Source organism: Sphaerisporangium dianthi, from assembly GCF_042654065.1.
Lineage (GTDB): Bacteria > Actinomycetota > Actinomycetes > Streptosporangiales > Streptosporangiaceae > Sphaerisporangium > Sphaerisporangium dianthi.
Window position 1 is genome coordinate 93,054 of the sequence record NZ_JBHSFP010000007.1, and the last position, 25,362, is coordinate 118,415.

The following is a 25,362-nucleotide window of genomic DNA, read 5'->3' on the forward strand; positions in this document are numbered from 1 at the left end:
GACTGTCCTGCGGACCGAATCCCGGTGACCCGCATCCGGGTACGGCCGACGCCGTGGGGCGCGCCGACCTTCTCGCCGAACAGGCGCACACCGCCGTCCGCGAACATCACCACGAGTGGGGCATACAGGGCAGAATCATGGCGTGGAATCCGAGAGATTAGAGCGAGACGAAGTCGCCGCGGCCATGGCCGCCCGCCGCGAGCTCGGCTCGCAATACGAACTGGAAGTCGCCGAGTCGCTCGTCGACCGCGTCAACGCGGTGATCGACGCGAGGCTCGCCCAGTCCCCGGCCCGGCGTCATGGGCCCGACTGGGCGCAGATGTCCCTCGGCCTGGGATCGCTGGCGATGTCGATCCCCCTGACGGCGCTCGTGGTCCGCCAGCCGGGATCCACCGTTCCGCTGCTTCTCGTCTTCGCGCTCATCGCCGCGGTCAACCTGGGCTACGCGCTCAGCAAGATCACCGGTCGCCGCGGGGGCTGACCTGGCGCGCACGGAGGGCGGCCGACCTGGGATGCTGATCTCCCCCCACTCGAACGGAGATCGACCGTGCCCTCCGCGCCGCCCCCCGCCGCCGCACCCCCGCCCGGCTACTCCCATGAGCGCGTCGGCATGTTCACCGACGCCGTCTTCGCCATCGCCATCACGCTGCTGGTCATCGACATCAAGCGGCCCGACGAGCACGACCTCGAGCACCTTGCCGCCTTCATCGGCGAGCAAGGGGGAGCCTTCACGGCCTTCGTGATCGCCTTCGCGATGCTCTGGGCGGCCTGGCGGGCGCACCACACGCTGTTCGACCAGATCGACCGGGTGTCGCGACAGGTCGTCGCGGTGCACCTGCCGCTGTTGCTGTTCGCCGCCTTCCTGCCCTATCCCACCGGCATCTTCGGCGAGGCCGCCGGCGAGCCGATCGCCATCAGCATGTTCGCGGGCACCGAGGCGATCCTCATGCTGTGCCTGGCGACACTCATGACGCTGGTGGTCAAGCAGCGGCTGTACACGCCGGCCGCCGACCCGGCGCGCCTGCGCGTCCACGCGATCGTCTACTGGGGCCTCGGGGCCTTCTGGGCGCTCACGGCGGTCCTCGCCTGGGTCATGGCCGGGGTGGTGCCCCTGCTGTGGATGCTGACCCCCGTGCTGGCCTTCGCGCTGGTCAGGCTGACCCGCGGCGCCCGCGCACGGCCCGTCCCGTCCGCCGCGGATCCACGGCCCTGACCCCCGCTCGCCGAACCACGGCCCCCGGCCCGGCGCTTCGCCTCCTGCGCACCGCCTATATCGGGGCGACGAAACCCCAGAGCACCTGGGCGATCTCGTCGACCTCGGCGAGTTCGCCCGAGGCGATGGAGGTGACGAGGCCGTCGACCGAGTCGTCGACGGCGTCGACCTCGATGCCGTTGCAGGCGAGGAAGACCACCGTGCAGACCCAGGCGATCTGCTTGCCACCGCGCTCGAAGGGGCGGTGGATCACCAGGGAGTGCAGCAGGGCCGCCGCCTTGACCAGCACGTGGGGGTAGGCCTCGTGACCGAACATGGACGCTTGCGGACGGTGCACGGCCGAGTCGAGGAGTCCGGCGTCACGCAGCCGGGGCGGGGCGCCGAGCGTCGCGCCCGCGAGCCCCACCACCTGTTCGATGGTCAAATAGCGGGTCACGCGCCCGCCCCGATCACTCGCCCAGCCGGCCGAGGACGGGGCGCCAGCGGTCCACCGCCATGACGCCGAGGCGCCGGACCTCCTCGTCGGCGTCGTGCCGGGCGATGTACTCGTCGACGGCCGCCTGCACCACCTGCTGGACGCTGCGTCCTTCCTTCTCGGCGCGCCGGCGCAGGGCCTCGGTCTGCTCGTCACTGAGGCGAAGCGTCATGGCCATACCTCCACGGTAGGCATCCGGTATCAGGACGATGGTCGGACACGGTGAGTGTATGTCCATTTACAGCAAGTTGTCAGGTCGTTCTTTTCAGGACGGTCGCAGGCGGGCCAGCCGCGCGACGGCCTCGTCGATGATCTCGTCCTTCTTGCAGAAGGCGAATCGGAGGAAGTGCCTGCCCAGCGCCGTGCGGTCGTAGAACACCTGGGTCGGGACGGCCACGACGCCGGCCAGCTCGGGCAGCCGCCGGGCGAGCTCGGCGCCGTCGGTGAAGCCGAGCGGCCGGATGTCGGTCTGCACGAAGTACGTGCCCGCCGGCCGGTAGACGCCGAACCCGGCCGCCGACAACCCCGTCATGAGCCGGTCGCGCTTGACCGCGAGCGAGTCGCGCAGCCCGGCGACCCAGTCGAGCTCTTCGCGCAGGGCGTGCGCGACCGCGATCTGCCACGGGCCGCCCGAGGTGAAGGTGACGAACTGCTTGACCGACTGGACGGCCGAGACCAGCGGGGCGGGGGCGCACACCCAGCCGGTCTTCCATCCGGTGACCGAGAAGGTCTTGCCCGCCGAGGAGATCATGACGGTGCGCTCGCGCATTCCCGGCAGCGTCGCCATCGGGACGTGCTCCACGCCGTCGAAGGTCAGGTGCTCGTACACCTCGTCGGTGATCGCGAGGAGGTCGTGTTCCTGGCAGAGGGCGGCGATCAGCGACAGCTCGTCGCGAGTGAACACGGTGCCGGTGGGATTGTGCGGGGAGTTGACCAGGATCGCCCTGGTGCGCGGGCCCACGGCCGCGCGAAGCTCGCCGGGGTCGAAGGTGAACCGGCCCTCCACCGGGCGCAGGGCCACCGGACGGCGCACCGCCCCGGCGAGCGCGACGGCGGCGGCGTAGGAGTCGTAGTACGGCTCGAACAGGATCACCTCGTCGCCGGCCTCGCACAGTGCGAGGATCGACGCCGCCAGCGCCTCGGTCGCGCCCACGGTGACCAAGATCTCGCCGTCCGGCTCGTACAGCAGGCCGTAGTGCTGCTTGTGGTGCTCGGCGACGGCCTGCCGCAACTCGGGCAGGCCGGGCCCGGGCGGGTACTGGTTCACGCCGGCCCTGATCGCCGCGACGGCGCTTTCGAGCATGGCGGCGGGCCCGTCGGTGTCGGGGAAGCCCTGTCCCAGGTTGATCGACCCCGTGCGCACGGCGAGCGCCGTCATCTCGGAGAAGATCGTCGTGCCGAACTCTCGCATGCGGGCGACCAGTGGTTCGTTCACGCGGGCAAGCCTATCCAGCCGCCTCGCCGCCGGCCCACCAGTGTTCAGGCGCGCGCGCCCTGTCCAGGGGGACCGCCTTCCGGCCCAGCGAGTTCGCGAAGCGGCGCATAAGATCGCCGGCATGACGTTGCGCCCCGTGCAGGTGAACATCAAGGCCGTTGACGCCTCGGCGGTCGGCCGGTTCTGGGCGGAGGCGCTCGGCTGGAGTGTTCTCAGCGAGAGACTCGGCGTGACCACCTACGTCGGCCCCGCCGGCGACTTCGCCTGGCCGGACCCGGTGACCGTCTGCGTCGACGTCGTCACCGTCCCGGAACCCAAGACGACGACGAAGAACCGCACGCACCTCGATCTCGCCACCACTTCTGCGGCCCATCAGGCGGAGCTGGTCGCACGGCTTGAGGGTCTCGGCGCGACGCCCGTCGACGTGGGCCAGGGCGACGTGCCGTGGACGGTCCTGGCCGACCCGGAGGGCAACGAGTTCTGCGTGCTGGAGCCTCGGGAGGTCTACCGGGACACCGGGCCGCTGGCCGCCGTGGTGGTCGACTGCGAGGATCCTCGGGCCATGGCCCGGTTCTGGGGTGAGGCGATGGACTGGACCCTGCTCGAGGTGACCGACGATCATGCGGTGCTGCGCTCCGCCAAGGGCGCCGGCCCGTATCTCGAGTTCCTCCGCACGCCCGGCGTGAAGACCGTGCCGGACCGCGTCCATCTTGACCTGCTGCCGTACCCCGGCGACGACAAAGCCGCGGAGGTGGCCCGGCTGCGGGCCCTCGGCGCCAACGACCTGGACCTCGGCCAGGGTGACGTCCCATGGACGTGCCTGACCGACCCGGAGGGCCACGAGTTCTGCGTCCTCGCCCTGTCCTGACGCGGAGCATTGACGACATCCCGGCACGTGAGCCTTGCGTGCTCATGCCCCTGGGCGGGTCGCCACGGGAATGACCTGCTCGCGACATCGCGTGACCAGGGCGAGGGCTGCCGGAAATACAGCCGCACGTGTGGGATCGAACGTGGTGGCAGGTGGCCGAAATCGGGTGTCATATCGCGCTTCGACGAGGACGGACTTCTCGATGGCGCAGCGGAAGAGGACAGGTCCCCGGATTTCCGTCACCCCTGATTCACATTCGTCTTCCACGACGTCGAATGAACATCGGCATTCCCGGCCGATCGCGGCTGTCGACGCTGTTCGCCCCCTCGGCCCCTGACTCTCCGTTCGGACGCCTTTACAACGTAGATCCGTAGCGTACGCATGCGTCCGAATAAGTGTTATAAGAGGCAGCCATCCGGCCCAGGGTGACATCTACGATCCCACCGCGTTAGCCTTTTGGGGTGGTTGCCAGGTTTGTCCGCAGTTACGAAGAACGTCGCGAACCGGCCCCGACCCGGATCCGGGAACTGGACGCGGTGCGCGGCTTCGCCGTCTGCGGCATCACGATCGTCAACACCTGGCAGCACACCTCCGACGCCGTCCACCGGCACACCACCACGCCCACCGACTGGCTGGCCGAGAACCTCCTGCAGAGCCGCTTCTTCCCGATCTTCTCGTTCCTGTTCGGCATCGGTTTCGTCCTGTTCCTGCGCTCCGCGGCCCGCCGCACGGCCCACCCCCGGCTCGTGCTGCTGCGCAGGCTCGCGGCCCTCGCCGCGCTCGGGCTGCTGCACCGGCTGCTCAGCCCCGGCGAGGTGCTGGTCCCCTACGCCCTCACCGGCGCCCTGGTCCTGCTGCCGGCCTCGTATTTGCGCCGGTGGGCGGTGCTGGCCGCGGGGATCGCCGCCTCGCTGTGGGCGGTCCTGTTCCACGCCGGGGGCGTCTGGCTGATCCCCGGGCTGTTCCTGCTCGGCATGGCCGTGATCGAGTACGCCCCCGGGACCCGCGCGCTGCGGGCGGCCTTCCTCGTGAGCGCCCCGCTCGCCGTGGCGCTCACCGGGGCCTGGACATACCTGTGGGCGCACCAGGAGACCTTCCGCTTCCCCTTCACGGTGAGCGTGTACCCGCTGGCCGGCCTGGCCGCGGCCACGGCGTACTGCACCGGCCTGCTGCTGGTGCTGGACCGCGCGCCCCGGCTCATGGCCGTGCTCGAACCGCTCGGCCGCATCGCCCTCACCGCGTACGTCACCGGCACACTGGTCACCCTCGCGGCCCTGCCGCTGCTCGTCAGGGACGGCAGCCGCGCCGGTGTGCTCGCCGTCGCCTTGGCCGCGATCGTCGCGCTGGCCGCCTTCGCCCGCTGGTGGACGGCCCGGTACAGGTACGGCCCGCTGGAATGGGCCTGGCGGTGCGTCACCTGGTGGGAACCGGTGCCCAACCGCCGCCCGCGAGCCTCGGCAGCCGGGGGTCCCGGCCTCTAGGCTGGTGCGGTGACCCGCATCGCCCTGTGCCAGATCCCGGTCTCCGCCGACCCCAAGACCAACCTCGAACGCGTGCGCGACGCCCTCGGCCGCGCCGCCTCGCGCGGCGCGACGCTCGCCGTGTTCCCCGAGGCGACGCTGACCCGCTTCGGCAAGGGCATCGCCGAGTCCGCCGAGCCGCTCGACGGCCCGTTCGTGACCGCCGTGGCCGACGCCGCGCGGGCCCACGAGATCGCCGTCGTCCTCGGCACCTTCGAACCCGCCGACGGTGACCGGGCCGAGGGCTCCCGGGTGTACAACACTGCCATCGCCCTCGACCGGCGCGGCCGCCTGCGGGCCGCGTACCGCAAGATCCACCTGTTCGACTCCTTCGGCGCCCGCGAGTCCGACCTCGTCGCCCCCGGCGGCACGCCGGTGGTCGTGGAGCTCGAAGGCCTGCGCCTCGGCCTGATCACCTGCTACGACGTGCGTTTCCCCGAGCTGGCGCGCGCCCTGGTCGACCAGGGCGCCGACACCTTCGCCGTGATCGCCGCCTGGGGGTCGGGCCCGATGAAGGAGGAGCACTGGGCCACCCTGGTCAGGGCACGCGCCATCGAGAACACCACGTGGACGATCGCCGTCGGCCAGGCCCCCGACCCGGACGCCAGGGACGGCTTCGGCGTGGGCCGCAGCATGCTCGTCGACCCGTTGGGCGTGGTCCGTGCCGATCTGGGGCCCCATGGCGCGGTCCAGGTCGTCGAGATCGACCCGGCCGAGACCGAGCGGGTGCGCGCCACGCTGCCCTGCCTTTCCCACCGGCGTCCAGATATTTATCGCTCCCTGCCGAACGCCGAGGTCGGCAGATCGTAAAATGCGGGATGTGAGCGAGCCGGCACCAAGCACTCAGATGCAAAAGGTCATCCCCCCTCGGCTGCTGGTGCCCTACCTCGCGGGCCAGCGCACGATCATCTCCGGCTACGTCTACCGCGTCCAAGACTGCTCGCGGCTGACCAGCCCCGAGCAGCTCGTGTCCGCCCTCGACCTGGTCTTCGAGGGGTCCGAGCTCACGCCCTCGGTCCCCGAGCTGTACATACTGCGATGGCAGGTGCGCGACACCGACTCCTACGTCGTCCCTTACGGCCCCCACATGGGCGGAGATTGGAACGATTCGCCCCCCTTCGCGGGCAACGGGTTCACCACCTCCCGCCAGCACGTGGTGCCCCAGTTCCACACCCCGCCGATGCCCATCCCCGCCGGAGCCGAGATCCGCCACCTGTCCACCCGCGGCGAGCGGCGCTTCGCCGACTACGACGGCCTGACCTGGCAGCCGGCCGCATGAGCGACATCGAACCCGTCGGCCTCGGCTTCATCGCCCACCAGCACGACCAGACGTACGCCGCGGCACTCGGCCCCGGCCCCGACGACGTGATCCTGTTCAGCGAGGAGCCCCGCGAGGGCTTCCAGCGGGTGGGCGGCTACTGGCGGCGGCAGGTCCGCCGCGAAGACCTCCAGTGGCTGGTCCTGCTGCGCACGATCGGCGCGTTCGGCGGCGAGCCGTGCGTGGTCCTGGACGAGGACGACGACGGCCTGCACATCGCCTACACCGGGCACAGCGGCCTGAAGGCCGAGACGCTCGGCTACTGGATGGTCGACCACGGGGCCTACGAGGTCGTCGTCCCGCACGAGGAGGTCCACTCCATCCGCGTCGAACGCGTGCCCATCCCGTGTCAACCGACGCAGGGCCTGAGTGTCTCTGGGGTGTGACCGAAACCTCCCTCCTGTCGGCGGGCCGGCCGTCGTTCGCCGAGATCTTCGCCGCGCACTATCCGGCGATGGTGCGGCTGGCGGGCCTGCTCGGCGCGGACGACCCCGAGGACATCGCTCAGGAGGCGTTCGCGCGGCTGCACCCGCGGCTGGCGCGCCTGCGCGATGAGACGGCGGCGCTGCCGTACCTCCGGGCGATCGTCTGCAACCTGACCCGCAACCGGTTACGCCATCTCCGGCTGGTACGCCTGCGGAGGTCCGAGCCTCCGCCCGCCCAAGGCGGCGGCGAGGAGGCGTACCTGGTCGCCGAACGGCATCGGGACCTGCTGGCCGCCGTGGACCGGCTGCCGCGCCGCCAGCGCGAGGCCCTGGTCCTGCGCTACTGGCTCGACCTGTCCGAGCGCGAGATCGCCGACGCCATGGGCGTGTCCCCCGGCTCCGTGAAGAGCCACACCAGCCGCGCCATCGCGGCCCTCGGTCGTGCACTCCAGGAGAGCAGCGATGATTGACGACGACCTCCGCGAGGCCCTGCGCGCCCGCGCCTCGACCTACCGGACCAGCCCGCACGCGTGGATCGGCGTCCAGCGGCGCCTCGGCACGGCCCGGCGCCGCAGGTTCGCGGCCCTGGCGGCCGCTTCGCTGTCGGTGGCCGCGCTGGCCGCGGGCGTGCCGACGGTGCTCTCGGGCACCGGGTCCGACCGCACCCCCACCACCCACGCGACCGCCACCGCGGTCCCGTCCGACGATCGCGAGGACGCCTTCGAGCGCCAGACTCGGGAAAGTCCTCCCATCGGGGACACGGTGACGCTGGCCAACCCGGCCGACGGCCGGCGCATGCGTCTCTGGTTCAGCAGGAGGCCGCAGGAACGGGGCCTCGACCAGCCGGCGCCGCCCAACCCGCCCACGTACGTCGTCCTCTGCTGGGCCACGCAGGACGGCCTGCGCGGCGGGACGTTGGCGAACTGCCCCATAGACGCCGATCCCCGCCACTCGGGCGAGTACGCCTGGCACGTCGGCGGCACGGAGGAGGACTGGTCACGCGGGGAGACGATCATCTCCTATGGCGTCGCCCGCTCCCAGGTGGGGAAGGTGTCGGCCGTCGCCGCGGACGGCACGCGGCTGCCTGGCGTGATCTACCGGCCGAAGGGCGCCCCCGCGGCGGTGTGGGCGGTGACCTACCCGGCGCGGGCACGGGTGCGCGCCTTCGAGTTCGGCGACACCGAGGGCAAGGTCCTCGGCCGGAAGACGCTTCCTGAGGACCTGCGCTTCCCGACGAACGCCAAGCTCCTGAAACCCGCCCTCGACCTGCCCGGAGGGCTCACCGCGCGCATGTACGCGGACGGGACGGCCGCCTGGCTGCGAGGCGGAGCCATGGTCGCCGCGACGGAGATCATGACCCCCGGCGAGACGGCCGCCGCCGAGGCGAGGATCTTCACCTGGTACCTGATGTCCGGCCGCTGGTTCGGCATCGCGAGCGCGAGGACGGCGAGGGTCGAGCTGATCGCGGGTACGAAGACCATCCGGACCGCCACGAGGCACGACCCCTGGAAACGCGGTCTCGCCCTGTTCTCGGCCCCCTGCGGGTCCGAGCGCGACCTCTACGTCAAGGGGTACACGATCGTCGGCTTCGACGCCGGCGGCAAGGAGATCTGGCGGGTGAAGGAGCCTCCCCATCCGCCCCAGTGGACCGGCGTCCCCCTGTCCACGCCCGCACGGTGAACGGCGGCCGGCGGTGGTCCGAGCACGAAGGCGACCGGCCGCCGGCCGGGCACGCCGATGAACGACCGGCGGCCGATCCGGTGCGGGCGGGAGCTCAGTGCGGAGTGCCGAGGTGGCGGTAGCGGGCCAGGCGGGTCGTCAGGCGGTCCTCGGGCGGGCGCTCCATCAGGGCGAGAATCTCGTGCTCGATCGTGGCGGCGACCCGCTCGCAGAAGGCCTGCGGCTCGTAGGCGGCGTCAGGGAACTCGGGGATGACACGGTCGACGATGCCGTCCCGCCGCAGGTCCCGGGCCTGCACGCCTTGCGCCTTGGCGATCTCGGGCGCGAAGTCGATGGTCCGGTACAGGATCGCCGACGCGCCCTCGGGCGACAGCGGCGACAGCCAGCCGTGCTGGGCGCACAGCACCCGGTCGGCCGGCAGCAGGGCCAGGGCGGCGCCGCCCGCGCCCTCGCCGAGGATCAGGCACACGGTCGGCGCGTCCAGCGTCACCAGGGTGGCGAGCGCGCGGGCGATCTCCGCGGCCAGCCCGCCCTCCTCGGCCGTCCTGGACAGCGCCGCCCCGGCCGTGTCGATCACCGTGACGAGCGGCAGGCCGAGTTCGGCGGCCAGGTGCATGCCCCGGCGGGCCACCCGCAGCCCGGCGGGGCCGAGGTGACGGCCGGCGCTCTGCCTGCGGTCCTGGCCGAGCACGACGGCGGGCGCCCGGCCGAACCTGGCCAGGGCGAGCAGCAGGCCGGGATCGTTCTCTCCCGCGCCGGTGCCGTTCAGCGGGGTCACGTCCGAGGCGCCGAGCTTGAGCAGCGCCTTGACGCCCGGCCGGTCGTCGCGCCGTGAGCGGCTGATCGCCTCCCAGGCGCCGACCTCGGCGGCCCGCTCCTCCGGCTCCAGGCGCCAGGCGAGCCCTTCCCCGCCCTTCGCGGCCTCCCTCGTCTCGGTCTCCCCGGCCTCACCCGTCTCGGTCTCCCGGGCCTCCCTCGTCTCGGTCTCCCCTGCCTCGGTTTCTCGGGTTTTCCCGGTTTCCCCCGTCTCCGCGGCATCGTCGTGCGACGGACGGCCGGCGCTCTCCAGTCCGCCCGCCGCCGCGTTCTTGAGGTCCATCGGCGCGCAGAGGACCGCGAGCGCGCGGATCGCCACCTCGCGGGCCTTGTCGGCGGACACCACGGCGTCGACGAGGCCGTGCTTGAAGAGGTTCTCGGCGACCTGCACGCCCTCGGGGAACGGGTAGCCGTGCAGGGACTCGAAGATCCTGGGCCCGAGGAACCCGATCAGCGCGCCCGGCTCGGCCGCGGTGACGTGCCCGAGCGACCCCCACGAGGCGAACACCCCGCCGGTGGTGGGGTGGCGCAGGTACACGATGTACGGCAGGCCGGCGGCGCGGTGGGCCGATACGGCGGCGCTGATCTTGATCATCTGGACGAAGGCGAGCGCGCCCTCCTGCATGCGGGTGCCGCCCGACGCGGGCGCGGCCAGCAGCGGCAGCCCTTCCGCCGTCGCCCGCTCCACGGCGCGCACCAGCCGCTCGGCGGCGGCCACCCCGATCGAGCCGGCCAGGAAGGAGAACTCGCAGGCCATGACCGCCACCCGGCGGCCGCCCAGCAGCCCCTCACCGGTCACCACCGACTCGTCGTAGGGCGTCCTCGACCGCGCCGCCGCCAGTTCCTCGGCGTACGGCGAGCCGGGGGCCGCGGGATCCACGGTCGGCTCGTCCCACGACTTCCACGACCCAGGGTCCAGAACGGTGCGGATCAGCGTGTACGCGTCCGGCCGGGCGGCGGCGCTCATCGCCGCCCACCCGCGCCGCGCCGTCCGACCTGTGCGACTCGTCCAGACCGTCGGGACCGTCCGGACCGTCCGGACCTGAGGGCCCTTGCCCGACCCTCCCCGCCCTCGAGCGCGCACGGCGGGGCGCTCGCGCCTTTCCCTCTGCTCACGGGGCCGGTCACGCTTCCCGCTTCGCCAGCCAGTCGAGGACGACGTCGTTGTCCTGGCCGAGGGCGGGAGGCGCCAGGTGCTCGGCCTCGGGCGCGCCGTCGAACCGCAAGGGCGACCCCGGCAGCTCGATGGCGCCGAGCACCGGATGGTCGACGGTGACGACCATCTCCTGCGAGCGCGTCTGCTCCCACGCGTAGACCTCGTCGAGGGTGCGGATCGCCCCGGCCGGGATGCCGGCCTCCGCCAGCGCGGCGAGCCAGTGGGCCCGGTCGCGGACGCCCAGGCCCTTCTCCATGTCGGCGATCAACTCGTCGCGGTGAGCGAAACGTTCCCTGTTGACCACGTACTTCGGGTTCTGCGGGTCGATGCCGACGATCGGGGCGAACCTGCGCCACTGGACGTCGTTCGCGACGGCGATCTGGATCATGCCGTCGGCGCAGCGGAACGCCCCGTACGGCGCGATCGAGGCGTGATGGTTGCCACCGGCCAGCGGCACCTTGCCGCCGACCGTCCACGCCGTCCCGTGGTAGGAGTGAACGCCGACCACCGACGCCAGCAGCGAGGTGCGCACCACCTTCCCCTTGCCGGTGCGCTGTCTCTCGTACAGCGCCGCCAGCACGCCGTACGCGCCGTGGATGCCGGCGAGCAGGTCGGCGATCGAGGAGCCCACGCGGTACGGCTCGTCGGGCGAGGGCCCGGTGAGGCTCATCAAGCCCGCCTCCCCCTGGGCGATCTGGTCGTACCCGGGCCTGCCGCCTTCGGGGCCGTCATGGCCGAAACCGGTGATCGACAGGACGACCAGGCGGGGATTCAGCTCGTGCAGGCGCTCCACGGGGAAGCCGAGCCGGTCCAGCACGCCCGTGCGGAAGTTCTCGATCAGGACGTCGCTCTGCCGCACGAGCCGGGTGAGCAGGGCGGCGCCTTCCTCGGACTTGAGGTCGAGAGTGATAGACCGTTTGTTCCGGTTGGCCGCCAGGAAATACGTTGAGATGTCCCCCGAGGGCCCGACGAAGGGCGGCCCCCAGCCGCGCGACTCGTCGCCGCCGTCGGGATGCTCCACTTTGATCACCAAGGCGCCGAGGTCACCGAGCATCTGCGCTCCGTGCGGCCCGGCGAGCGCCCGGGACAGGTCGAGGACCACGATGTCACTGAGCGGTCCCTGCAAGGTCAGCCTCCACGGGGATCTGGGGAGAACGGGTTCCGATCCACAGGCAAGCCTGCCAGGTGACACCGGCATCCCGACACCCGGGCGGCGCCCCGAACCGACCCTATTTACCCCGCGGTCCATATCACCGGACCGTGGCCGCCCGATCACCGGACCGTGGGCGCCCGATCACCGGACCGTGGGCGCCCGATCATCGGACCGTGGCCGCCCGCTCCCCGTACCCTCTGCCATGCTCCCCGGCTCCCCCGCCAGGGTGCTCGATCCCTGCCTTGCGGGTGGGCCGGATGTCGTCGGCGGGTGCGTGGGCCTCCCGCCTGACGGGCTTGCATCCCCGCCGCACGCCGGCCGGGAGGGGCCTTCCCCGGCCGGTCATGCCGCGTTCACCCAGGTGACACAGCGCGAGCAGTGTTCAGTGGTGGGTCCTGCGAGCGCGCCACCGGTCCACGTAATCACGAATCTTGCGCTGATGCCGCGGATCCTTCGCCATCGTCTTGACCTTCTCGACGTGCTCCTGCCCCTTCGGGCTGCGCAGATAATCCCTGATGCGGTCCATCATGGAAGCCATCGTTTTCACCACCGTCTATCGATCGCCGTTTCCACCGAACGGCTACCCTCGACATCCCCCGCCAATCACGCATAGCGCTCGCAAGCCGGAAAAACAGGACAAGGGATGACGATTGCGGGGTACAACCGCGACCGGCCGGCCAACCTCGCATGACCAACTCCACATTGGTCGGACATAGCACCCGCGAGCTGCCGATTTGACGCTCAACCAGGGAACCGATCGGCCGGCCGGTCGCCGCGCGGGTCCCCCCGTTCCGGTCTCACGACGTGCGTTAGGTTGGTGCCCCGCCGCACCGTCGCAGGCGTCGCGCCGCCGGACGAGGCGCACGAAACGCGCGTTCGAAGGGAGGCACCCCGCTGACGGCCACCGACGCGACGTCCAAGGCGAAGATCATGGAACGGGTCCGGCGGCTGCTGGACCTCGCGGAACACCCCAACACCGGCGAAGAGGAGGCGGCGCTCGCCTCCGCCCACGCGGCCTCCCTCATGCTGCGGCACGGGCTCGACGCCAGCGCCGTGCGGCGAGGCGCCACCGGACGCTCCGAGAAGATCGACGGCATCCAGTTCGAGGTCTCCAACCGCGGCGGCCACGCCCGGGAACGCTGTTGGGCGCTCCACCTGATCTGCGACGCCCTCGGCTGCAAGGGTGCACAGCACTGGACCGGCGTGCGAGGACGCGGCATCCGCGGCGCACGCCACGTCACCATGACCGTCGTCGGCCCCGAACCCGTGCTCGACAGCCTGCGCGTGCTGCTCCCCTCCATCACCCTGCAGATGGAGAACCAGGTCAGACCCGCACTGCGGCGCTTCACCGCGCGTGAACTGGAAGCCGTCGCCGGCAAGGACCGGCGCGCCCGTGCGACGTCCGACTTCCGCCGCGCCTTCTACGTCGGCTTCGGCGCGGGCGTCTCGGCCAAACTCCTGGCCCGAGTCGCCGAAATAGCCGACCAGGTGAAGGGCACCGGCGCAGAACTCGTGCTCCTCGACCGCTCAGCACTCGTCCAGGCCGAGTTCCAGCGCCGCTTCCCCGGCCTGAGACGCGCCCGCGCCACCACACTCGACGCCGCCGGCTACCACACCGGCCGCGAAGCGGGACGCCTCGCCGACCTCAGCGACCGCAACCTCCCCGACCTCCCCCTCCACCAACTCCCCCACTGAACCCCCCAACGCTCGAACCGCCCCACACCCACACCCAACCCACCAAGGCGGTACAGCCAAACGCCATGCCCGTGCCCTACCCGTCGAGGCAGTACATACAGGTGACGCCCGTGCCGTCGAACCAGCCATTCTCAGGCCCGCGCTCGTAGACCACTTCCCACCGATCACTCCTCCACGACCTGCCGCTGCGTTACTTTTGGTGACCGGGGGTTGCCGGAACGTCGGAGGGCCGAGACCGTGACACAGGAACCAGGATCCGTGCCACCCGGGACCGGACCCCTGTCACCCGATTTCACAGGCATCGACCCGAACCTCATGGACGGTTTCATCACCGAGATCGACCACGCCCGAGGCACCATCGGCGAGCACACCGAAGCCATCCGCCGCATCTTCACCACCAACGGCATCCCAGCAACTTCCCTCGCCCCCATCACCGAGGTAGAGCACTGGATAGACCACCACCTCCCCGACCTCCGCCGTCGAGTACAGATAGCCAAGAACACCGCAAAACTCCCAGACTGGTCCCCAGGCGCGGGCCGCGGGCTGGTGCCCTACAAGGAGACGAATGCGCTCCCGGCAGCCGAAGCGCAGCGGCTCGGCACAGACCTGGCTGCCGAGTACAAGGCGATCAACCCCGACGTCTTGTTCGATCCGGGACTGGACGAGAAGTACCAGAAGATCGTAAACGTCCTTGAAGCCAACGTTCACGACCCGCAGTTCACCGCCGCCTTCTTCGCCGGTCTTGGCCTGAATCGCACCTTACGGCTCCCCGAACTGCTGCGACGCAACCTGCAGGAGAGCGACCAGGCAGCGGTCGACACTGTCAGCCAGGCCCTCGGGACGGCCGTCACCGCGGGCGGCGCTGCGGTCGCCGGTTTCGCTGCCATCAGCAACGGCATGAAAAAGAAAGCCTCCAACTACGACGAACAGCGAGCGATCGGAGAACTGCTATCCGCCGGCCGATTCCCGACCGAGTGGCTCGCCGAAGTCGTCGTCACCCAAATCTTCGTCCCCGGTGACAAGAGCAGGGGCAAGGTGCTGGCCCCTTACCTCCAAGCGCTCGCCAAGGACCCCGGCGCGGCTCGCCTGGCGATCAGTGTAGCCACCAGTGACAGTCCACTACCCAAAGATCCCTTCGCGAGTCTGGCGCCATCGCTGCGGTCACACCCGGAAGACCAACGCCCCGACCTGGCAGCCTTTCTGAAGAATCTTAACGATCGAGCCAGCGCGCATGACACTTCAGCCGATTCCTTCGGCCGCCTCTTGGCCGCAGCCTCAGGCGTCTACGACGAACAAGACGGCCACCACAGCGACGCAGCAGCCCGTTTCGCCTTCACCGTCATCACCACCGCATCCGCCTTCAATCTCGCCGAACCCACAAGAGTTTACCTCTCCCAGATGGCCGGCTCCTATATCACCGAAATCGCCGAAGGAGCCGATCTCGGTGACGCCAATCACGTACTCCCTAGCGCCTTCGGCGCAGTGGAATCTCAAATCCCAGGCCTGAAGCCCAGCTTCCAACTAAGCCCTGAAGACACCTACAAGTTCATCAAGACCTTCGCCAATAATCTACACAACCAGGCGCCATTCCAAGCCGGCATGGACATCCTTACCACTCGACTAATCGGCGACGCAGTATCAGACATGACGATAACCAGAGACTCAACCCGCCTAGACGATACCTTCGCCGTCCTCGGAAATCTCCGCGGCCTACAGCTAGCAGCCCGCGAGAAGCTCGGAAAAGCCATAGACGACGCAGCGGAGGAGTACAGGAATAACGAAAGCATGCTGATTGGAACGGTATTCGGCATCGCAGGTCTGGGCGGGGTGCTCGAACGAGTTCCAAAGACGTGGACAGCCATCAGCACAGCCTGGTCTGGATACGACACCTATGTTAGATCAGACGAGAAAGAGCTCGAAAAAGTCCGCACGGCCGACGAGCGCGAAACTCTAGGCCGTCAACACGCAATTGCTCAATCACTGATAAGCGCTGGCCTCAAGCCCGAGGTATCTCCCACAGACTACCAAAATGCGCATCCGAATGCTGTTCCCATCGCCGACGACGCCGGCAATCTACGCCCGTTCGCCGACATCCTTAAGCTGGGGAATGATGGACTTGACTCCCTAGATCGATGGTTTCTTGAGAACGATATGGGCAAAGACAAAAACTCTCTAGGCGAAACGACTCGCTTTCTGGCTGACCGCTTCGATGGCCGCAAAGACTACGCAAGAGATCGAGCACACGTATTTGATAACTAGCTATCGAGCATCGAGACATCCCGTCTCACCACTAACAGCATACTGACCGTCTCCCGGCGCATCAAGGATTAGAATAGTATGCGCCGCCTTATTCTCCACACGAATAGGCTGGCCGGGATCGCCTGTCGAAACAATCTCATACGCCCCAACCCTCTTAACTGCCCCCAACAAAGCATCAACAAGCGCATCGGGCTTACGCTTTGGAAGATCTCTTCCTGTCGCCGCAAAGGTCCGCTTAGCCTTACCTTCGCCGCAGGGGATATCCTTGCCCCCAGGGTCCGTTATGGCGACATTTTCCGCATTTCTCTCTTCTAGCAACCGAAGGATGTCGCTTTTCAGTGTTTGGCCCGCTTTAGAGACACTCGGGCCTTTGTCGGGTGTGCATCCGGTTAGTATCAGCATGGCGAGCAAAGCGATGGCCACAACCTTCCGGTGAAAATCCAGAGGACTGGACTGTTGCATCATCTTCGCCTCCAGGGCTGGCCGTGATCCAGACGGATCCCACATAATCTCAGTCAGAGCCGCTGTGCCACCTAGTATCCACTTCCTCATTCAGACTTTCATCGCGGTAGGAGTCAGACGTTGCCCATCGACGACGATTTGGTTCCGAATCCCCGGCATCGGGACCTGGAGGCGGCGCTGGACGTCGTGCGGGCGCACGTCCAGGTGCTGGAGAGAGTCCTCGACCCCGCGTGTGCCACCTTCGGTGGTCAAGCCGTGTGGGTGGGGCCGACAGCACGCGCGTTCGGTGAAGAGTTGAATGGCCGGCGGGCTCGGATCAAGACGGCTGCACAGCACGTCCTCGCCGAACTTGAGGAAGAGCTGCGCACAACTCCTAGCAGGGTGTCGCGCACAGCGGCCGGAAGCATGAGCGGTTGGGGATAGTTGTCCGCTGCGTCGCCTGACCCTTGATCATTGCCTGTCTATGCCCTGCTGTGTCCAGGGTAGGTAAGCGTGGAGGGGTCGGGAGGGTGGACGTCGGCCAGTGCTTCTCGCCAGTCAGCGGTTGTCGAGCCGAGGGCACCCAGCAGGGCATCGAACTCATAAGCGCGCACCACGATGCTGATGATCGGTAGGGTATTGGGATCCCGGAGCGCAAGGGTGGCAAGGCGACACGCTTCCTCAACCTCACCGGATTTCGCGAGCGCGGTCGCATGCGCGAAGCGCACCAGCGCCGGATCACTTGAGACAGTCGGATCGTAAGCTGCGAGTGCCCGATCTGTCGCACTCGCAGTGCCATCGACGTTGCCCAGATCTGCCCAGCCGCGCGCCTCGTAGAAGGCTTGTCGCTCAGGCTGGAAGGAAAGAATTCCCGGTCGCACCAGGTCAGATGGGCATCGGTCCAGCGCGTTCCGGCTCCGGTTTATCGCCCGCTCAAAGGCGGCACGGTCTCCGAGAGACGCGTGCGCCAGAGCGGCGAAGCCCCACATCCACGCGATCGCGGGAGTTGCTCCGGTGGCCTGCTCGAGACGGGGGCTCACCAGGGCCAACGCATCTCGAGGGTTCCCGGAGTAGGTCGGGATCAACGTGGTGCTGGCCAGGGCGAGATCGGAAATGTACCTGTCACCGGCCTCATCGGCCGCCCTCCCAGCCGCTGCGTACCAGCGGCGAGCCAGAGGGAAATGGTTGAGATTGAACAGAACTTCTCCGACGACGATCGAGAGCCGAGCTCCGACTCGCGCAAGACGTCGTTGCGCTTCGATCGGCTGCCTTCGGCCCAGCAATTCGCGCACGCTGGTCAGATGCATCAAGGTTTCCGCTAGAAGCGTGACAGGCATCACCTTTTCGATGCGCTGCCCCAGTCGATCGGCCTCGGCTTCTAGGAATACGATGCGGTCCTCTCCTACGGAGGTGGCATCGAGAACCTGTTCGAGGAGGTCGGGGCCGCGCCAGAGGGGGTCGGTTAGGCCGAGGGCCATGGTGGTGGCGCCGAGGTGGAAGACTTCTCGCCGGTTCGTGGCCGCCTCCCGGGGGTCGGGGCGCGCCGGGGCGTCGCCGGTGCCTTTACCCTCAGGGTCGTACGGCGCGAGCAGTTCCGCAACGGTGTGGCCGGGGAACATCCGTTCCAGGACTCGGCAGTGATCGGCATGCGGCTTGGTCTTCAGGTGACCCTTCAGCCAGCGGCCGAACGCCTCCCTGCTCGGCGAAGACCCGATCAGACGCCGGTCGATGCCCCGTGCCACCTTGTCGTACTCCAGACAGAACGCCCGATGCGTCTCCTGATGACGCCTCGACAACAACACCTTCAGCAACGTCTGCCGGCCAGGCATGGGAACACCGCCTCAGAGGATCGAATCTTTCACGGAAAGTAATGTCTTTGACACGCTAGGTCATGACCGAGGTCGAGGACAGCCACTTTTCTGGGTTGTGGAGACAGGACACCGGCACGACACATCGGCGGCGGTACGAAGCCCGTCGTCGACACGAGCGGGCGGACTCGCGGGCCGGACCGGGGCCGTAGCGTCCCGGGCGAAAACGCACCGCGAACCGCCATGGGCCCCCACCCGACCGCAGGTCATTCGGTCATCCGTGGACGGCAACGTCTCTCCTCTGCCGGGTGACGAATGCCGCGTTCGGCTGGCCGGACGTCGTACCGGGACGAGCATCGCGCTCGGCTGGGAGAGCGTCGTTGCTCGGATGGGTGCCGGGGTGCCGGAGGACGGCGGGAGTCGTTGTCGGTGCGGCGTCGCGGGGCGGGGGCCTGGGGGTTCGTGGTGCGTTCCGCTACCGATCTGAAGGCGACATCTGACTTATATGTCCAGCTCTCCGGCTCCCCTCGAGCCCTTCGCGGCCGTCCAGCGCATCCGGTACACGGTGTGGTGCGTCGGCCTGTCTCTCGGTCTGCTGATCACGAGCGCCCTGCCGTGGCTGCGCCAGTCGTCCCCCTGGTCCGCGGGCGCGGTGCTGTCGCTGTGGGAGCTGCCGGACTCCGGCGTCCGCGCGGTGAGCGAGCACGGCGTCAGCGCGCTCGGCATGCTGCTGCTCGCCGTCTCCCTCACCCTGCTCACCGCGCTGCACCCGGCGCGCCCCATGGTGCTCGGCGCGCTGCTCGCGGCCGTCCTGAGCTTCTTGAACATCATGTGGCTGCACCAGGCGCTCGCCGAGGGCCGCGGCCGCCCGGCGGGCATCCCGGCCTCGTTCAGCGCCGCGCCCGGCGTGGCGGCCGCCCTCGCCGAGACGCTCGCCCTCGTACTGGGACTGGGCCTGCTCGCCCTGCTCGACTCCGCCGACGAGCGTGACGCCGTCCGGCGGGCGGCGGTGCCCGCCGGAGAACGGCGGCCGGCATCTCCCTGGTCCGCCGAGATCGGCCGCAGGCTCGGGCACGCGGCGCGGGGCGGGACGGTGTCCTTGCTGCTCGTCATCGGGAGCACGCTCCCCTGGGTGCGTCTCCGGCACGGTCGCGAGAATGGCGAGGACGTGTTCAGGTACCTGTCGCTGTGGGATCTGGCCGGCTCGTCCGCCGGTGCGAGCGTGACCCCGGCCGCCGAGACGGCTCTGTCCCTGCTGATGGTGTCCTTTCTGCTCCTCCTGCTGGTCGCGAGCGAACCTGATCGTTTCGTCGGCTGCTGGGTGTTGCTGTCGGTCTGCCTGACGTCGGCGTCGCTGTGGTGGCTCGCCCGCGCGGTGCACGGTCTTGAGCGCGCCCCGGACGCCGTCGAGGTGCGGACGCTCCCGGGCCAGGTGGTGACGGTGGTGGTGCTCGCACTCGCCGCGGCCATGGTCGTGGCCGTGATCCTGCCGCGCGGGCGACCCGCGCCGCGTCTCCTGGCCAGGTGGCGTCGCGGACGGGCGCCGACGGGCGCGGACGACACATCCGTGACGCCCGGCCGACAGGAGTGAGCCCGCGAACGGGGTGCCGGCGGGCTGCCGACGGCCAAGCCGGAGGTCTTGGCTTTTACCCGGGCGCCAGAGTGGCGGCCCGTAGTTCCCCGGCGGTGCTGGCCGGGTCGGCGCATCGGTCCGTTCGCTGGACAGTGCGCGCGCCGGTTCGGCAACCGGACGCGCTGAGCGGGCCAGTGCGAGCCGCTCTGCGCGGTGTGCCGCCGGACGCCGGGGGCGCGATGCGAACCTTCCTCCCTTAAGGACACCGATACACATGCGCGATGACGCCGGCTCGCCCGTTGTCCGGCTGCTCGAGAGGGCGGCGTTCCCCTCCACCGAGGCTTCCGTGCCGGAGGCCAGGCGGTGGGCGGCGAAGCTGCTCGACGGTCACCCGCGGCTGGACGACGCCCTGCTCCTGCTGTCGGAGACGGTCACCAACGCGGTGCTGCACACCCGGTCGGCGGCGGTCGGAGTCGTGCTGCTGGTCGAGGACGGCGACGGCCTGCAGATCGAGGTGGTCGACGAGGGCGCGGCGACCTCGCCGTGCGTGTGCCGGCACGCCGCCGCCGGCGAGCTCGGCGAGCTCGGCGAGCTCGGCGAGCTCGCCGAGTCGGGACGGGGCATCCGCCTGCTCCGGACGCTCGCCGACCAGTGGGGGTTCACCGAGGAACGACCGCGGTGCGTCGTCTGGTTCGCCTTCCGCGCCCTTGTGGAGGTGAGCGGCCCGAAGTGCCCCTCGTCCCGGGCGAGCCGGCCGTAGGACCGAACGGACTGAACGGACCGAAGGGACCTGCAGGGCCTGTACGGGGGTGGGATCAGTGGGATTCGTCTGCCGTGGAAGCCTCGGGCTGGAGCGGGGCGGCGCGTTCGGCCACGCCGCGCAGCAGATCGACGAGGTGTCGGCGCTCGGGCTCGGCGAGCCAGCCGAAGATGTGCTCCCCCACCTGTTCAGCGGCCTGCCGCGCCTCCGCCAGAGTTCGCTCGCCATGAGGTGTCAGGACGATGCAGTACGCGCGCCGGTCCTGCGGCGCCCGCCGGCGGGAGACCAGCCCGCCTTCCTCCAGTTCGTCGATGAGCCGGACCATCGCGGATTTGTCCATGCCCGTGCGGTCCATCAGCTCCCGCTGGCTGACCGGGCCGTACATCGGCAGCGCGATCAGTACGGCGAATCCGCGGACGTTGAGGCCCAGCGGGCGCAGCGCCTGGTTCAGCCGCTCCCGGCTCCGGTTGTGCACCTCGGCCAGCAGCATGCCGAGCCCCACCTGGCCGGCGGCGGGGCCGCCGTCACCGGTCAGGAAGCGCTCGAGCAGATCTTGGAGCATGCGCACACTCTACTGCCACCCGATATAATCTCACCTTGAAACTGTCTCGCAATGCACCTATATATCGTCGCGCAGGAGAGATCATGCTCGGGTGGCCCCTACGGCGCATGGGCAAGGTGACCGTCGCGTCCGACATGTCGGCGACAGCCGTCACCGCGGAGGCGGACATCAGGACCGTGCGCTCACAGGGTCGGGCCGGCGAGCTTGGCGCGGATGAGGGCGGCGTCGGGGTGGCGGAGCTCGTCGAGGATGTGCAGGCCGAGGCGCCAGGCGCGGTGGGCGGCGTCCTGGTCGCCGATGGCCTGGTAGGTGTCGCCGAGCCGGCTGAGGGTGCGGGTCTCGAAGTACAGGCTGCCCGTCCGCCGGTACAGCTCGAGGGCCTGCTGGTAGCGGGCGATGGCCTCCTCGTGGTGGCCGAGGTGGTGGTGGGCGTAGCCGAGGCTGTCCCAGATGGTGGCCTCGCCGATCTGGTCGGGGAACTCCTCGCACAGTTCGAGGGCTTTCTGGCAGTAGGTCAGGGCACGCTCGTGGTCGCCGAGGCGGGCGTGGGCCCAGCCGACGTTGTTGAGCGCGACGACCTCACCGGGACGGTGGCCGGCGGCGGTGAACAGCGCGAGGGCCCGCTCGGCGTGGAAGAGCACCTGGTCGTACCGGCCCTTCAGGTCGCTCACCCAGGTGAGGCCCTGGTTCGCGTCGGCCTCGTAGGCGAGGTCGCCGAGCCGCTCGAAGAGGTCCAGAGCCCGCCGCAGGTGGGTGTCGGCCTGGTCGATGTGCCCGAGCCCGGCGTGGAGGAGTGCCAGGCCCCGGTGGCTGTGGGCCTGGCCGGTCTGGTCGCCACGGCGCTCGGCGGCGTCCAGCACCCTGTAGTAGGTCGTCATCGCCTCGTTGAGCCAGCCGCCGCGCTGGTGGAAGAAGGTGGTGGTGAGGGCGCAGACGAGCCGCCAGGCGTGCGTGTGGAACCCGGCGTCGACGGCCTGGTCGATGGCCGCGAGGATGACGGGGTACTCGGCGGCGAACCAGTCGACGGCCTGCTGTTCTGTGAGGGTTTCGGGGACTACGCCGTCCAGGGTGGGATTCAGCGTGATGGGCGGCTGGGAGGAGAAGCGGCGGCCCGCCGACTGGGCCGTGTGCAGGTAGTGGTCGAGCATGCGGTGCGTGGCGGCGCGCCGGTCGGCCTCGGAGTCGTTGGTGTGGGCCAGTTCGGCGGCGTAGGTGCGGAGCAGGTCGTGAAGGGTGTACCGCCCGGGGCTGTACTCGGTGACGAGTTGCGCGCGGGTCAGCTCGGCCAGCAGCAGGCGGGTGCGCCGCGCCGGCAGGCCGGCCAGGCTCGCGGTGACGCTCGCCGTGACGTACCGGCCGGGGTGCAGGCCGAGCAGCCGGAACAGCCGGGCCGCGTCCGGGCTGAGGGTGTGGTACGACCAGGAGAACGCCGCCCGCACGTTGCTCGCGGGGTCGCCGCCGTCGAACGCGTCCAGATCGCCGTGGGCCTCCCGAAGCTCCTCGGCCAGGGCGGTGAGCGGGAAGCCGGGGTTGGTGGCGGCGCGGGCGGCGACGATGGCGAGGGCGAGCGGCAGCCGCGCGCACAGGGCGCCGATCTGGTCCACCGCCCGGGCCTCGGCGGCGACCCGGCCGGCGCCGAGGCGGCGGGCCATCAGTTCGCGGGACTCGGCGGCGGACAGCAGGTCGAGGCTGATCGGCCGCGCGCCCTCGACGGCGACCAGCCCGGCCATCTGGTCGCGGCTGGTGACCACCGTGAGGCAGGCGGGGTCGCCGGGCAGCAGCGGCCGTACCTGGTCGGCGTCGCGCGCGTTGTCCAGCAGGATGAGCACGCGCTTGCCGGCGAGCAGGCTGCGGTACAGGCTGAACTGCGCGGCCTCTCCGGCCGGTATGCGCTGCCCGGACACCCCGAACGCCTCCAGGAACCCGCAGACCGCCTCGGCCGGGCTCATCATCGAGCCGTCGGGGTCGAAGCCGCGCAGGTTCACGTAGAGCTGCCCGTCGGGGAAGCGGTCGCGGACGCGGTGGCCCCAGTGGACGGCGAGGGAGGTCTTCCCCACCCCGGCGCCGCCGCCGATCGTGGCGACCGCGGCGAAGGACGGCGCTCCGGCGGGCGGCACGGCAGAGGAAGGCACGGTCGAGGACGGCACGGCAGAGGAAGGCGCGGTGGAGGACTGCGCGGCGAAGGACGGCGCGCCGGCGGGGGGCAGCAGCGCGTCCAGGCGGGCGAGCTGGTCGGCCCGGCCGACGAAGGAGGTGACGTCGGCCGGCAGTTGCCTGGGCGTGATGGCGGCGCCGACGGAGCCCGGCGGGCCGGCGTCGTCCTCGCGGTGGCGGTGGCGCAGCAGCCGCAGGTGGGTCTCACGGAGCAGCGAGCCCGGCTCGATGCCGAGCTCGGACGCGAGCCGGTCGCGGGCGCCCGCGTACAGCTCAAGGGCCTCGGGGGTGCGGCCGCACCGGTGCAGCGCCAGCATCAGCAGCGACTGGAGCCGTTCACGGAACGGGTTCTCCTCGGCGGCCCTGCGCAGTTCGCCGACGGCGTGGATGTGCCACCCGGCTTCGAGCTGGGCGTGGAAGTAGTCCTCCAGCGCGCTGAGCCGCCGCTCTTGGAGGGCCGGGCCCTCCAGGGCCAGGAGCGGCTCGGTCACGCCGCCGAGCGCGGGCCCCTGCCACATGGCGAGCGCGGCGCGCAGGCGGTGCGCGGCGGAGTCGGCCGTGCCCGCGGCCAGTTCGGCGTGGGCCTGCGCGACGGCGCCGTTGAAGGCGTCCAGGTCGAGCTCGCCCGGGCGCACCTCGAGGAGGTAGCCGGGGCGGCGCCGGTCGATCGCGTCGCGGCCGATGATCTTGCGCAGGTCGGATATGTGGACGTGGAGCTGCCCGCGGACGCTGGCCGGGGCGGCCTCGCCCCACACCCGGTCGAACAGCTGTTCCTCGGACACCACGCGGTTCGCGCCCAGCAACAGGGCGGCCAGCACCGCCCGCTGTTTGGGACCGCCGAGGCGCGCCGGCCCGTCCCCGCCGGCCACAGTGACCGGACCCAGCAGCTGATAACGGAAACGCACCCGGTGAGTCCCCTCCTTCGGCTGCGCCAAGGCTACTGGGGAGTTCCGGATCATGCGCGGCGCCGGCGTGACACCTCCCGCCGGTAGCCGCCCGGGCTCTCGTCGCTGCGGACCGAGAAGGCGTCCGAGATCATCTCGGCGGTCCGCGCGCGGCTCTCGGCGTTCGCGGGCACGAACTCCGTACGGCGGAGCAGCTTGCTCTGGTACGCCTCGCGGGGCACCGGCTGCACCGCGAACAGCGGCATCCTGCGCGACAGCTGGACGACCTCGTCGGAGCGCCGGAAGCGCAGGTTGCCCATCAGGGGGCCGTGCCACCAGCCGGTCTCGAGCATGCCGTCCTGGACCTCGTAGGTGATGCTGCCCGGCATGTTGGGCACGCCGCGCACCAGCAGGCTCCACTCCGGCGGGGTGACCGCGACAAGGCCCGTCCAGATCTGCAGCAGGCCGGGTTCGGGAGGGGTGGCGAAGACGGGAAGCCCGAGGAAGGCGTCGTCGGCGGGTTCGCCGCCGAGCAGCCGGATCAGCGTCCGCGCGGCGACGTTGGTCAGCGGCATCCAGTCGCCGGCGCTCTCCATGAGCCAGTGGAAGGCGGTGCCGTCCCACTTGATGTAGCAGTCCACCGGCGGGTACAGGTACCACCCGAAGCCGGAGGCCGCGCGGAACGGCTCGCAGTACGAGACCGCCCGGAAGGGCGGCGTGCCGAGCACCGAGGGGTCGGCGGCCGTCGGGGGCACGACGCCGTCGAAGCAGGCGCGGAACGAGAAGGACGTCATGGCGGAGAGACCTTCGGGTGCTGAGACCTTCCCGTCCGAGGGCGCCGCGAGGCTCTTCGAAAACGCTGCGGAGTCTTCACAAGGGGCCGCGCGCCGACGCCGGGGGTGCGGCCTGGCGCCGTCGAGGCGCCCCGGGACGGTAAGGAGGTCGTGGGGGGAGACCCGCGCCCCGGGGCCTTGGGGCTCCGGAGGCGCGAGCCCTCGGATCAGGCCGGCTCGGTGCTCACGAAGATCAGCTCGTCCGAGCTGCGGGGGGCGCTCCAGACGATGCTCATGCGGATGGGGAGCGTCAGCGCGTCCCGCAGGATCTGCGTCTCGGAGCTCCGCTTGCCGGTCGTCTGCCCATGCGTCATTGGAATCCTCCGGTGTTCGG

At 70.2% G+C, this 25,362-nt stretch carries 26 protein-coding genes; 14 read left to right on the forward strand and 12 right to left on the reverse strand.

Features of this window, described 5'->3' with window-relative positions:
* Window positions 1-142: 142 nt before the first annotated feature.
* Together ACFO60_RS13205 and ACFO60_RS13210 are read left to right on the forward strand one after the other, a co-directional pair.
* Window positions 143-481, forward strand: a complete 339-nt coding sequence (locus ACFO60_RS13205) for a hypothetical protein (RefSeq protein ID WP_380840393.1) — start codon at window positions 143-145, stop codon at window positions 479-481.
* A gap of 66 nt (window positions 482-547) precedes the next feature.
* Window positions 548-1,213, forward strand: coding sequence for a TMEM175 family protein (locus ACFO60_RS13210; RefSeq protein ID WP_380840394.1), 666 nt, complete (start codon window positions 548-550; stop codon window positions 1,211-1,213).
* Window positions 1,214-1,268: 55 nt separating this feature from the next.
* Here the strand turns inward: ACFO60_RS13210 and ACFO60_RS13215 are convergent, their stop codons facing one another.
* From ACFO60_RS13215 to ACFO60_RS13225, 3 genes are all read right to left on the reverse strand, one after another.
* Window positions 1,269-1,649 carry a type II toxin-antitoxin system death-on-curing family toxin gene (locus ACFO60_RS13215; RefSeq protein WP_380840395.1) on the reverse strand — a complete coding sequence of 127 codons (381 nt, stop codon included), beginning with the start codon at window positions 1,647-1,649 and terminating at the stop codon, window positions 1,269-1,271.
* 13 nt (window positions 1,650-1,662) lie between these two features.
* Window positions 1,663-1,866: a ribbon-helix-helix protein, CopG family gene (locus tag ACFO60_RS13220; RefSeq protein WP_380840396.1), complete on the reverse strand. Its 204-nt coding sequence runs from the start codon at window positions 1,864-1,866 to the stop codon at window positions 1,663-1,665.
* 87 nt (window positions 1,867-1,953) lie between these two features.
* On the reverse strand, window positions 1,954-3,123 hold the full coding sequence (locus ACFO60_RS13225; RefSeq protein ID WP_380840397.1) for a pyridoxal phosphate-dependent aminotransferase: 1,170 nt from the start codon (window positions 3,121-3,123) through the stop codon (window positions 1,954-1,956).
* A gap of 121 nt (window positions 3,124-3,244) precedes the next feature.
* Between ACFO60_RS13225 and ACFO60_RS13230 the strand changes: the two genes are divergently transcribed.
* From ACFO60_RS13230 to ACFO60_RS13260, 7 genes are all read left to right on the forward strand, one after another.
* The gene (locus ACFO60_RS13230) at window positions 3,245-3,991 is read left to right on the forward strand and encodes a VOC family protein (protein ID WP_380840399.1); all 747 of its coding nucleotides are present in this window, start codon (window positions 3,245-3,247) and stop codon (window positions 3,989-3,991) included.
* Between the two features lie 461 nt (window positions 3,992-4,452).
* Window positions 4,453-5,472: a DUF418 domain-containing protein gene (locus tag ACFO60_RS13235; RefSeq protein ID WP_380840401.1), complete on the forward strand. Its 1,020-nt coding sequence runs from the start codon at window positions 4,453-4,455 to the stop codon at window positions 5,470-5,472.
* A gap of 9 nt (window positions 5,473-5,481) precedes the next feature.
* A complete protein-coding gene (locus ACFO60_RS13240) occupies window positions 5,482-6,321 on the forward strand; it encodes a carbon-nitrogen hydrolase family protein (protein ID WP_380840402.1) in 840 nt (279 codons plus the stop codon).
* A gap of 37 nt (window positions 6,322-6,358) precedes the next feature.
* Entirely contained in the window at window positions 6,359-6,790 is a 432-nt protein-coding gene (locus ACFO60_RS13245) for a hypothetical protein (RefSeq protein ID WP_380840403.1), read from the forward strand.
* Complete coding sequence (locus tag ACFO60_RS13250) at window positions 6,787-7,215, forward strand: hypothetical protein (protein ID WP_380840404.1); 429 nt, start codon at window positions 6,787-6,789, stop codon at window positions 7,213-7,215. Before ACFO60_RS13245 ends, ACFO60_RS13250 begins: the two co-directional genes overlap by 4 nt.
* A complete protein-coding gene (locus ACFO60_RS13255) occupies window positions 7,212-7,724 on the forward strand; it encodes a SigE family RNA polymerase sigma factor (RefSeq protein WP_380840405.1) in 513 nt (170 codons plus the stop codon). The genes ACFO60_RS13250 and ACFO60_RS13255 overlap by 4 nt, the downstream gene beginning before the upstream one ends.
* Entirely contained in the window at window positions 7,717-8,934 is a 1,218-nt protein-coding gene (locus ACFO60_RS13260; protein WP_380840407.1) for a hypothetical protein, read from the forward strand. Before ACFO60_RS13255 ends, ACFO60_RS13260 begins: the two co-directional genes overlap by 8 nt.
* 94 nt (window positions 8,935-9,028) lie before the next feature.
* Here ACFO60_RS13260 and ACFO60_RS13265 read toward each other — a convergent pair whose 3' ends face one another.
* The 3 genes from ACFO60_RS13265 to ACFO60_RS13275 form a co-directional block, all read right to left on the reverse strand.
* On the reverse strand, window positions 9,029-10,717 hold the full coding sequence (locus ACFO60_RS13265; protein ID WP_380840408.1) for a carboxyl transferase domain-containing protein: 1,689 nt from the start codon (window positions 10,715-10,717) through the stop codon (window positions 9,029-9,031).
* Window positions 10,718-10,874: 157 nt separating this feature from the next.
* Window positions 10,875-12,032 (reverse strand): CaiB/BaiF CoA transferase family protein, encoded by a 1,158-nt coding sequence (locus ACFO60_RS13270; RefSeq protein ID WP_380840409.1) that lies wholly within the window; start codon window positions 12,030-12,032, stop codon window positions 10,875-10,877.
* A gap of 409 nt (window positions 12,033-12,441) precedes the next feature.
* Window positions 12,442-12,597, reverse strand: a complete 156-nt coding sequence (locus ACFO60_RS13275; protein ID WP_380840410.1) for a hypothetical protein — start codon at window positions 12,595-12,597, stop codon at window positions 12,442-12,444.
* A gap of 392 nt (window positions 12,598-12,989) precedes the next feature.
* On the opposite strand from ACFO60_RS13275, the gene ACFO60_RS13280 reads away from it, so the two are divergent.
* Both ACFO60_RS13280 and ACFO60_RS13285 read left to right on the forward strand, forming a co-directional pair.
* The gene (locus tag ACFO60_RS13280; protein ID WP_380840411.1) at window positions 12,990-13,754 is read left to right on the forward strand and encodes a DUF2786 domain-containing protein; all 765 of its coding nucleotides are present in this window, start codon (window positions 12,990-12,992) and stop codon (window positions 13,752-13,754) included.
* A gap of 315 nt (window positions 13,755-14,069) precedes the next feature.
* Window positions 14,070-16,013 carry a hypothetical protein gene (locus ACFO60_RS13285; RefSeq protein WP_380840412.1) on the forward strand — a complete coding sequence of 648 codons (1,944 nt, stop codon included), beginning with the start codon at window positions 14,070-14,072 and terminating at the stop codon, window positions 16,011-16,013.
* Here ACFO60_RS13285 and ACFO60_RS13290 read toward each other — a convergent pair whose 3' ends face one another.
* Window positions 16,014-16,478, reverse strand: a complete 465-nt coding sequence (locus tag ACFO60_RS13290) for a hypothetical protein (protein ID WP_380840413.1) — start codon at window positions 16,476-16,478, stop codon at window positions 16,014-16,016.
* A gap of 117 nt (window positions 16,479-16,595) precedes the next feature.
* Between ACFO60_RS13290 and ACFO60_RS13295 the strand changes: the two genes are divergently transcribed.
* Window positions 16,596-16,898, forward strand: coding sequence for a hypothetical protein (locus ACFO60_RS13295; RefSeq protein ID WP_380840414.1), 303 nt, complete (start codon window positions 16,596-16,598; stop codon window positions 16,896-16,898).
* Between the two features lie 38 nt (window positions 16,899-16,936).
* On the opposite strand, the gene ACFO60_RS13300 is transcribed toward ACFO60_RS13295, so the two are convergent.
* A complete protein-coding gene (locus ACFO60_RS13300; RefSeq protein ID WP_380840415.1) occupies window positions 16,937-18,283 on the reverse strand; it encodes a hypothetical protein in 1,347 nt (448 codons plus the stop codon).
* Between the two features lie 484 nt (window positions 18,284-18,767).
* On the opposite strand from ACFO60_RS13300, the gene ACFO60_RS13305 reads away from it, so the two are divergent.
* Both ACFO60_RS13305 and ACFO60_RS13310 read left to right on the forward strand, forming a co-directional pair.
* Window positions 18,768-19,853 carry a hypothetical protein gene (locus ACFO60_RS13305; protein ID WP_380840416.1) on the forward strand — a complete coding sequence of 362 codons (1,086 nt, stop codon included), beginning with the start codon at window positions 18,768-18,770 and terminating at the stop codon, window positions 19,851-19,853.
* 256 nt (window positions 19,854-20,109) lie between these two features.
* Entirely contained in the window at window positions 20,110-20,595 is a 486-nt protein-coding gene (locus ACFO60_RS13310; protein ID WP_380840417.1) for an ATP-binding protein, read from the forward strand.
* 55 nt (window positions 20,596-20,650) lie between these two features.
* Here ACFO60_RS13310 and ACFO60_RS13315 read toward each other — a convergent pair whose 3' ends face one another.
* The 4 genes from ACFO60_RS13315 to ACFO60_RS13330 form a co-directional block, all read right to left on the reverse strand.
* Entirely contained in the window at window positions 20,651-21,157 is a 507-nt protein-coding gene (locus tag ACFO60_RS13315; RefSeq protein WP_380840418.1) for a MarR family winged helix-turn-helix transcriptional regulator, read from the reverse strand.
* A gap of 182 nt (window positions 21,158-21,339) precedes the next feature.
* Complete coding sequence (locus ACFO60_RS13320; RefSeq protein ID WP_380840419.1) at window positions 21,340-24,216, reverse strand: AfsR/SARP family transcriptional regulator; 2,877 nt, start codon at window positions 24,214-24,216, stop codon at window positions 21,340-21,342.
* Window positions 24,217-24,266: 50 nt separating this feature from the next.
* Window positions 24,267-24,989, reverse strand: coding sequence for a DUF6065 family protein (locus ACFO60_RS13325; protein WP_380840420.1), 723 nt, complete (start codon window positions 24,987-24,989; stop codon window positions 24,267-24,269).
* A gap of 206 nt (window positions 24,990-25,195) precedes the next feature.
* Window positions 25,196-25,342 (reverse strand): hypothetical protein, encoded by a 147-nt coding sequence (locus ACFO60_RS13330; protein ID WP_380840422.1) that lies wholly within the window; start codon window positions 25,340-25,342, stop codon window positions 25,196-25,198.
* Window positions 25,343-25,362: the final 20 nt, after the last annotated feature.

Excerpts from the sequence above, each read along its gene's own strand:
- ACFO60_RS13250 (WP_380840404.1), top strand. The coding sequence starts at position 6,787 with ATGAGCGACATCGAACCCGTCGGCCTCGGCTTCATCGCCCACCAGCAC.
- ACFO60_RS13305 (WP_380840416.1), top strand. The coding sequence starts at position 18,768 with ATGTCCAGCTCTCCGGCTCCCCTCGAGCCCTTCGCGGCCGTCCAGCGC.
- ACFO60_RS13310 (WP_380840417.1), top strand. The coding sequence starts at position 20,110 with ATGCGCGATGACGCCGGCTCGCCCGTTGTCCGGCTGCTCGAGAGGGCG.
- ACFO60_RS13300 (WP_380840415.1), bottom strand. The coding sequence starts at position 18,283 with ATGCCTGGCCGGCAGACGTTGCTGAAGGTGTTGTTGTCGAGGCGTCAT.
- ACFO60_RS13325 (WP_380840420.1), bottom strand. The coding sequence starts at position 24,989 with ATGACGTCCTTCTCGTTCCGCGCCTGCTTCGACGGCGTCGTGCCCCCG.
- ACFO60_RS13245 (WP_380840403.1), top strand. The coding sequence starts at position 6,359 with ATGCAAAAGGTCATCCCCCCTCGGCTGCTGGTGCCCTACCTCGCGGGC.
- ACFO60_RS13285 (WP_380840412.1), top strand. The coding sequence starts at position 14,070 with ATGGACGGTTTCATCACCGAGATCGACCACGCCCGAGGCACCATCGGC.
- ACFO60_RS13230 (WP_380840399.1), top strand. The coding sequence starts at position 3,245 with ATGACGTTGCGCCCCGTGCAGGTGAACATCAAGGCCGTTGACGCCTCG.
- ACFO60_RS13265 (WP_380840408.1), bottom strand. The coding sequence starts at position 10,717 with ATGAGCGCCGCCGCCCGGCCGGACGCGTACACGCTGATCCGCACCGTT.
- ACFO60_RS13260 (WP_380840407.1), top strand. The coding sequence starts at position 7,717 with ATGATTGACGACGACCTCCGCGAGGCCCTGCGCGCCCGCGCCTCGACC.
- ACFO60_RS13290 (WP_380840413.1), bottom strand. The coding sequence starts at position 16,478 with ATGATGCAACAGTCCAGTCCTCTGGATTTTCACCGGAAGGTTGTGGCC.
- ACFO60_RS13220 (WP_380840396.1), bottom strand. The coding sequence starts at position 1,866 with ATGGCCATGACGCTTCGCCTCAGTGACGAGCAGACCGAGGCCCTGCGC.
- ACFO60_RS13315 (WP_380840418.1), bottom strand. The coding sequence starts at position 21,157 with ATGCTCCAAGATCTGCTCGAGCGCTTCCTGACCGGTGACGGCGGCCCC.
- ACFO60_RS13330 (WP_380840422.1), bottom strand. The coding sequence starts at position 25,342 with ATGACGCATGGGCAGACGACCGGCAAGCGGAGCTCCGAGACGCAGATC.
- ACFO60_RS13275 (WP_380840410.1), bottom strand. The coding sequence starts at position 12,597 with ATGGCTTCCATGATGGACCGCATCAGGGATTATCTGCGCAGCCCGAAG.
- ACFO60_RS13280 (WP_380840411.1), top strand. The coding sequence starts at position 12,990 with ATGGAACGGGTCCGGCGGCTGCTGGACCTCGCGGAACACCCCAACACC.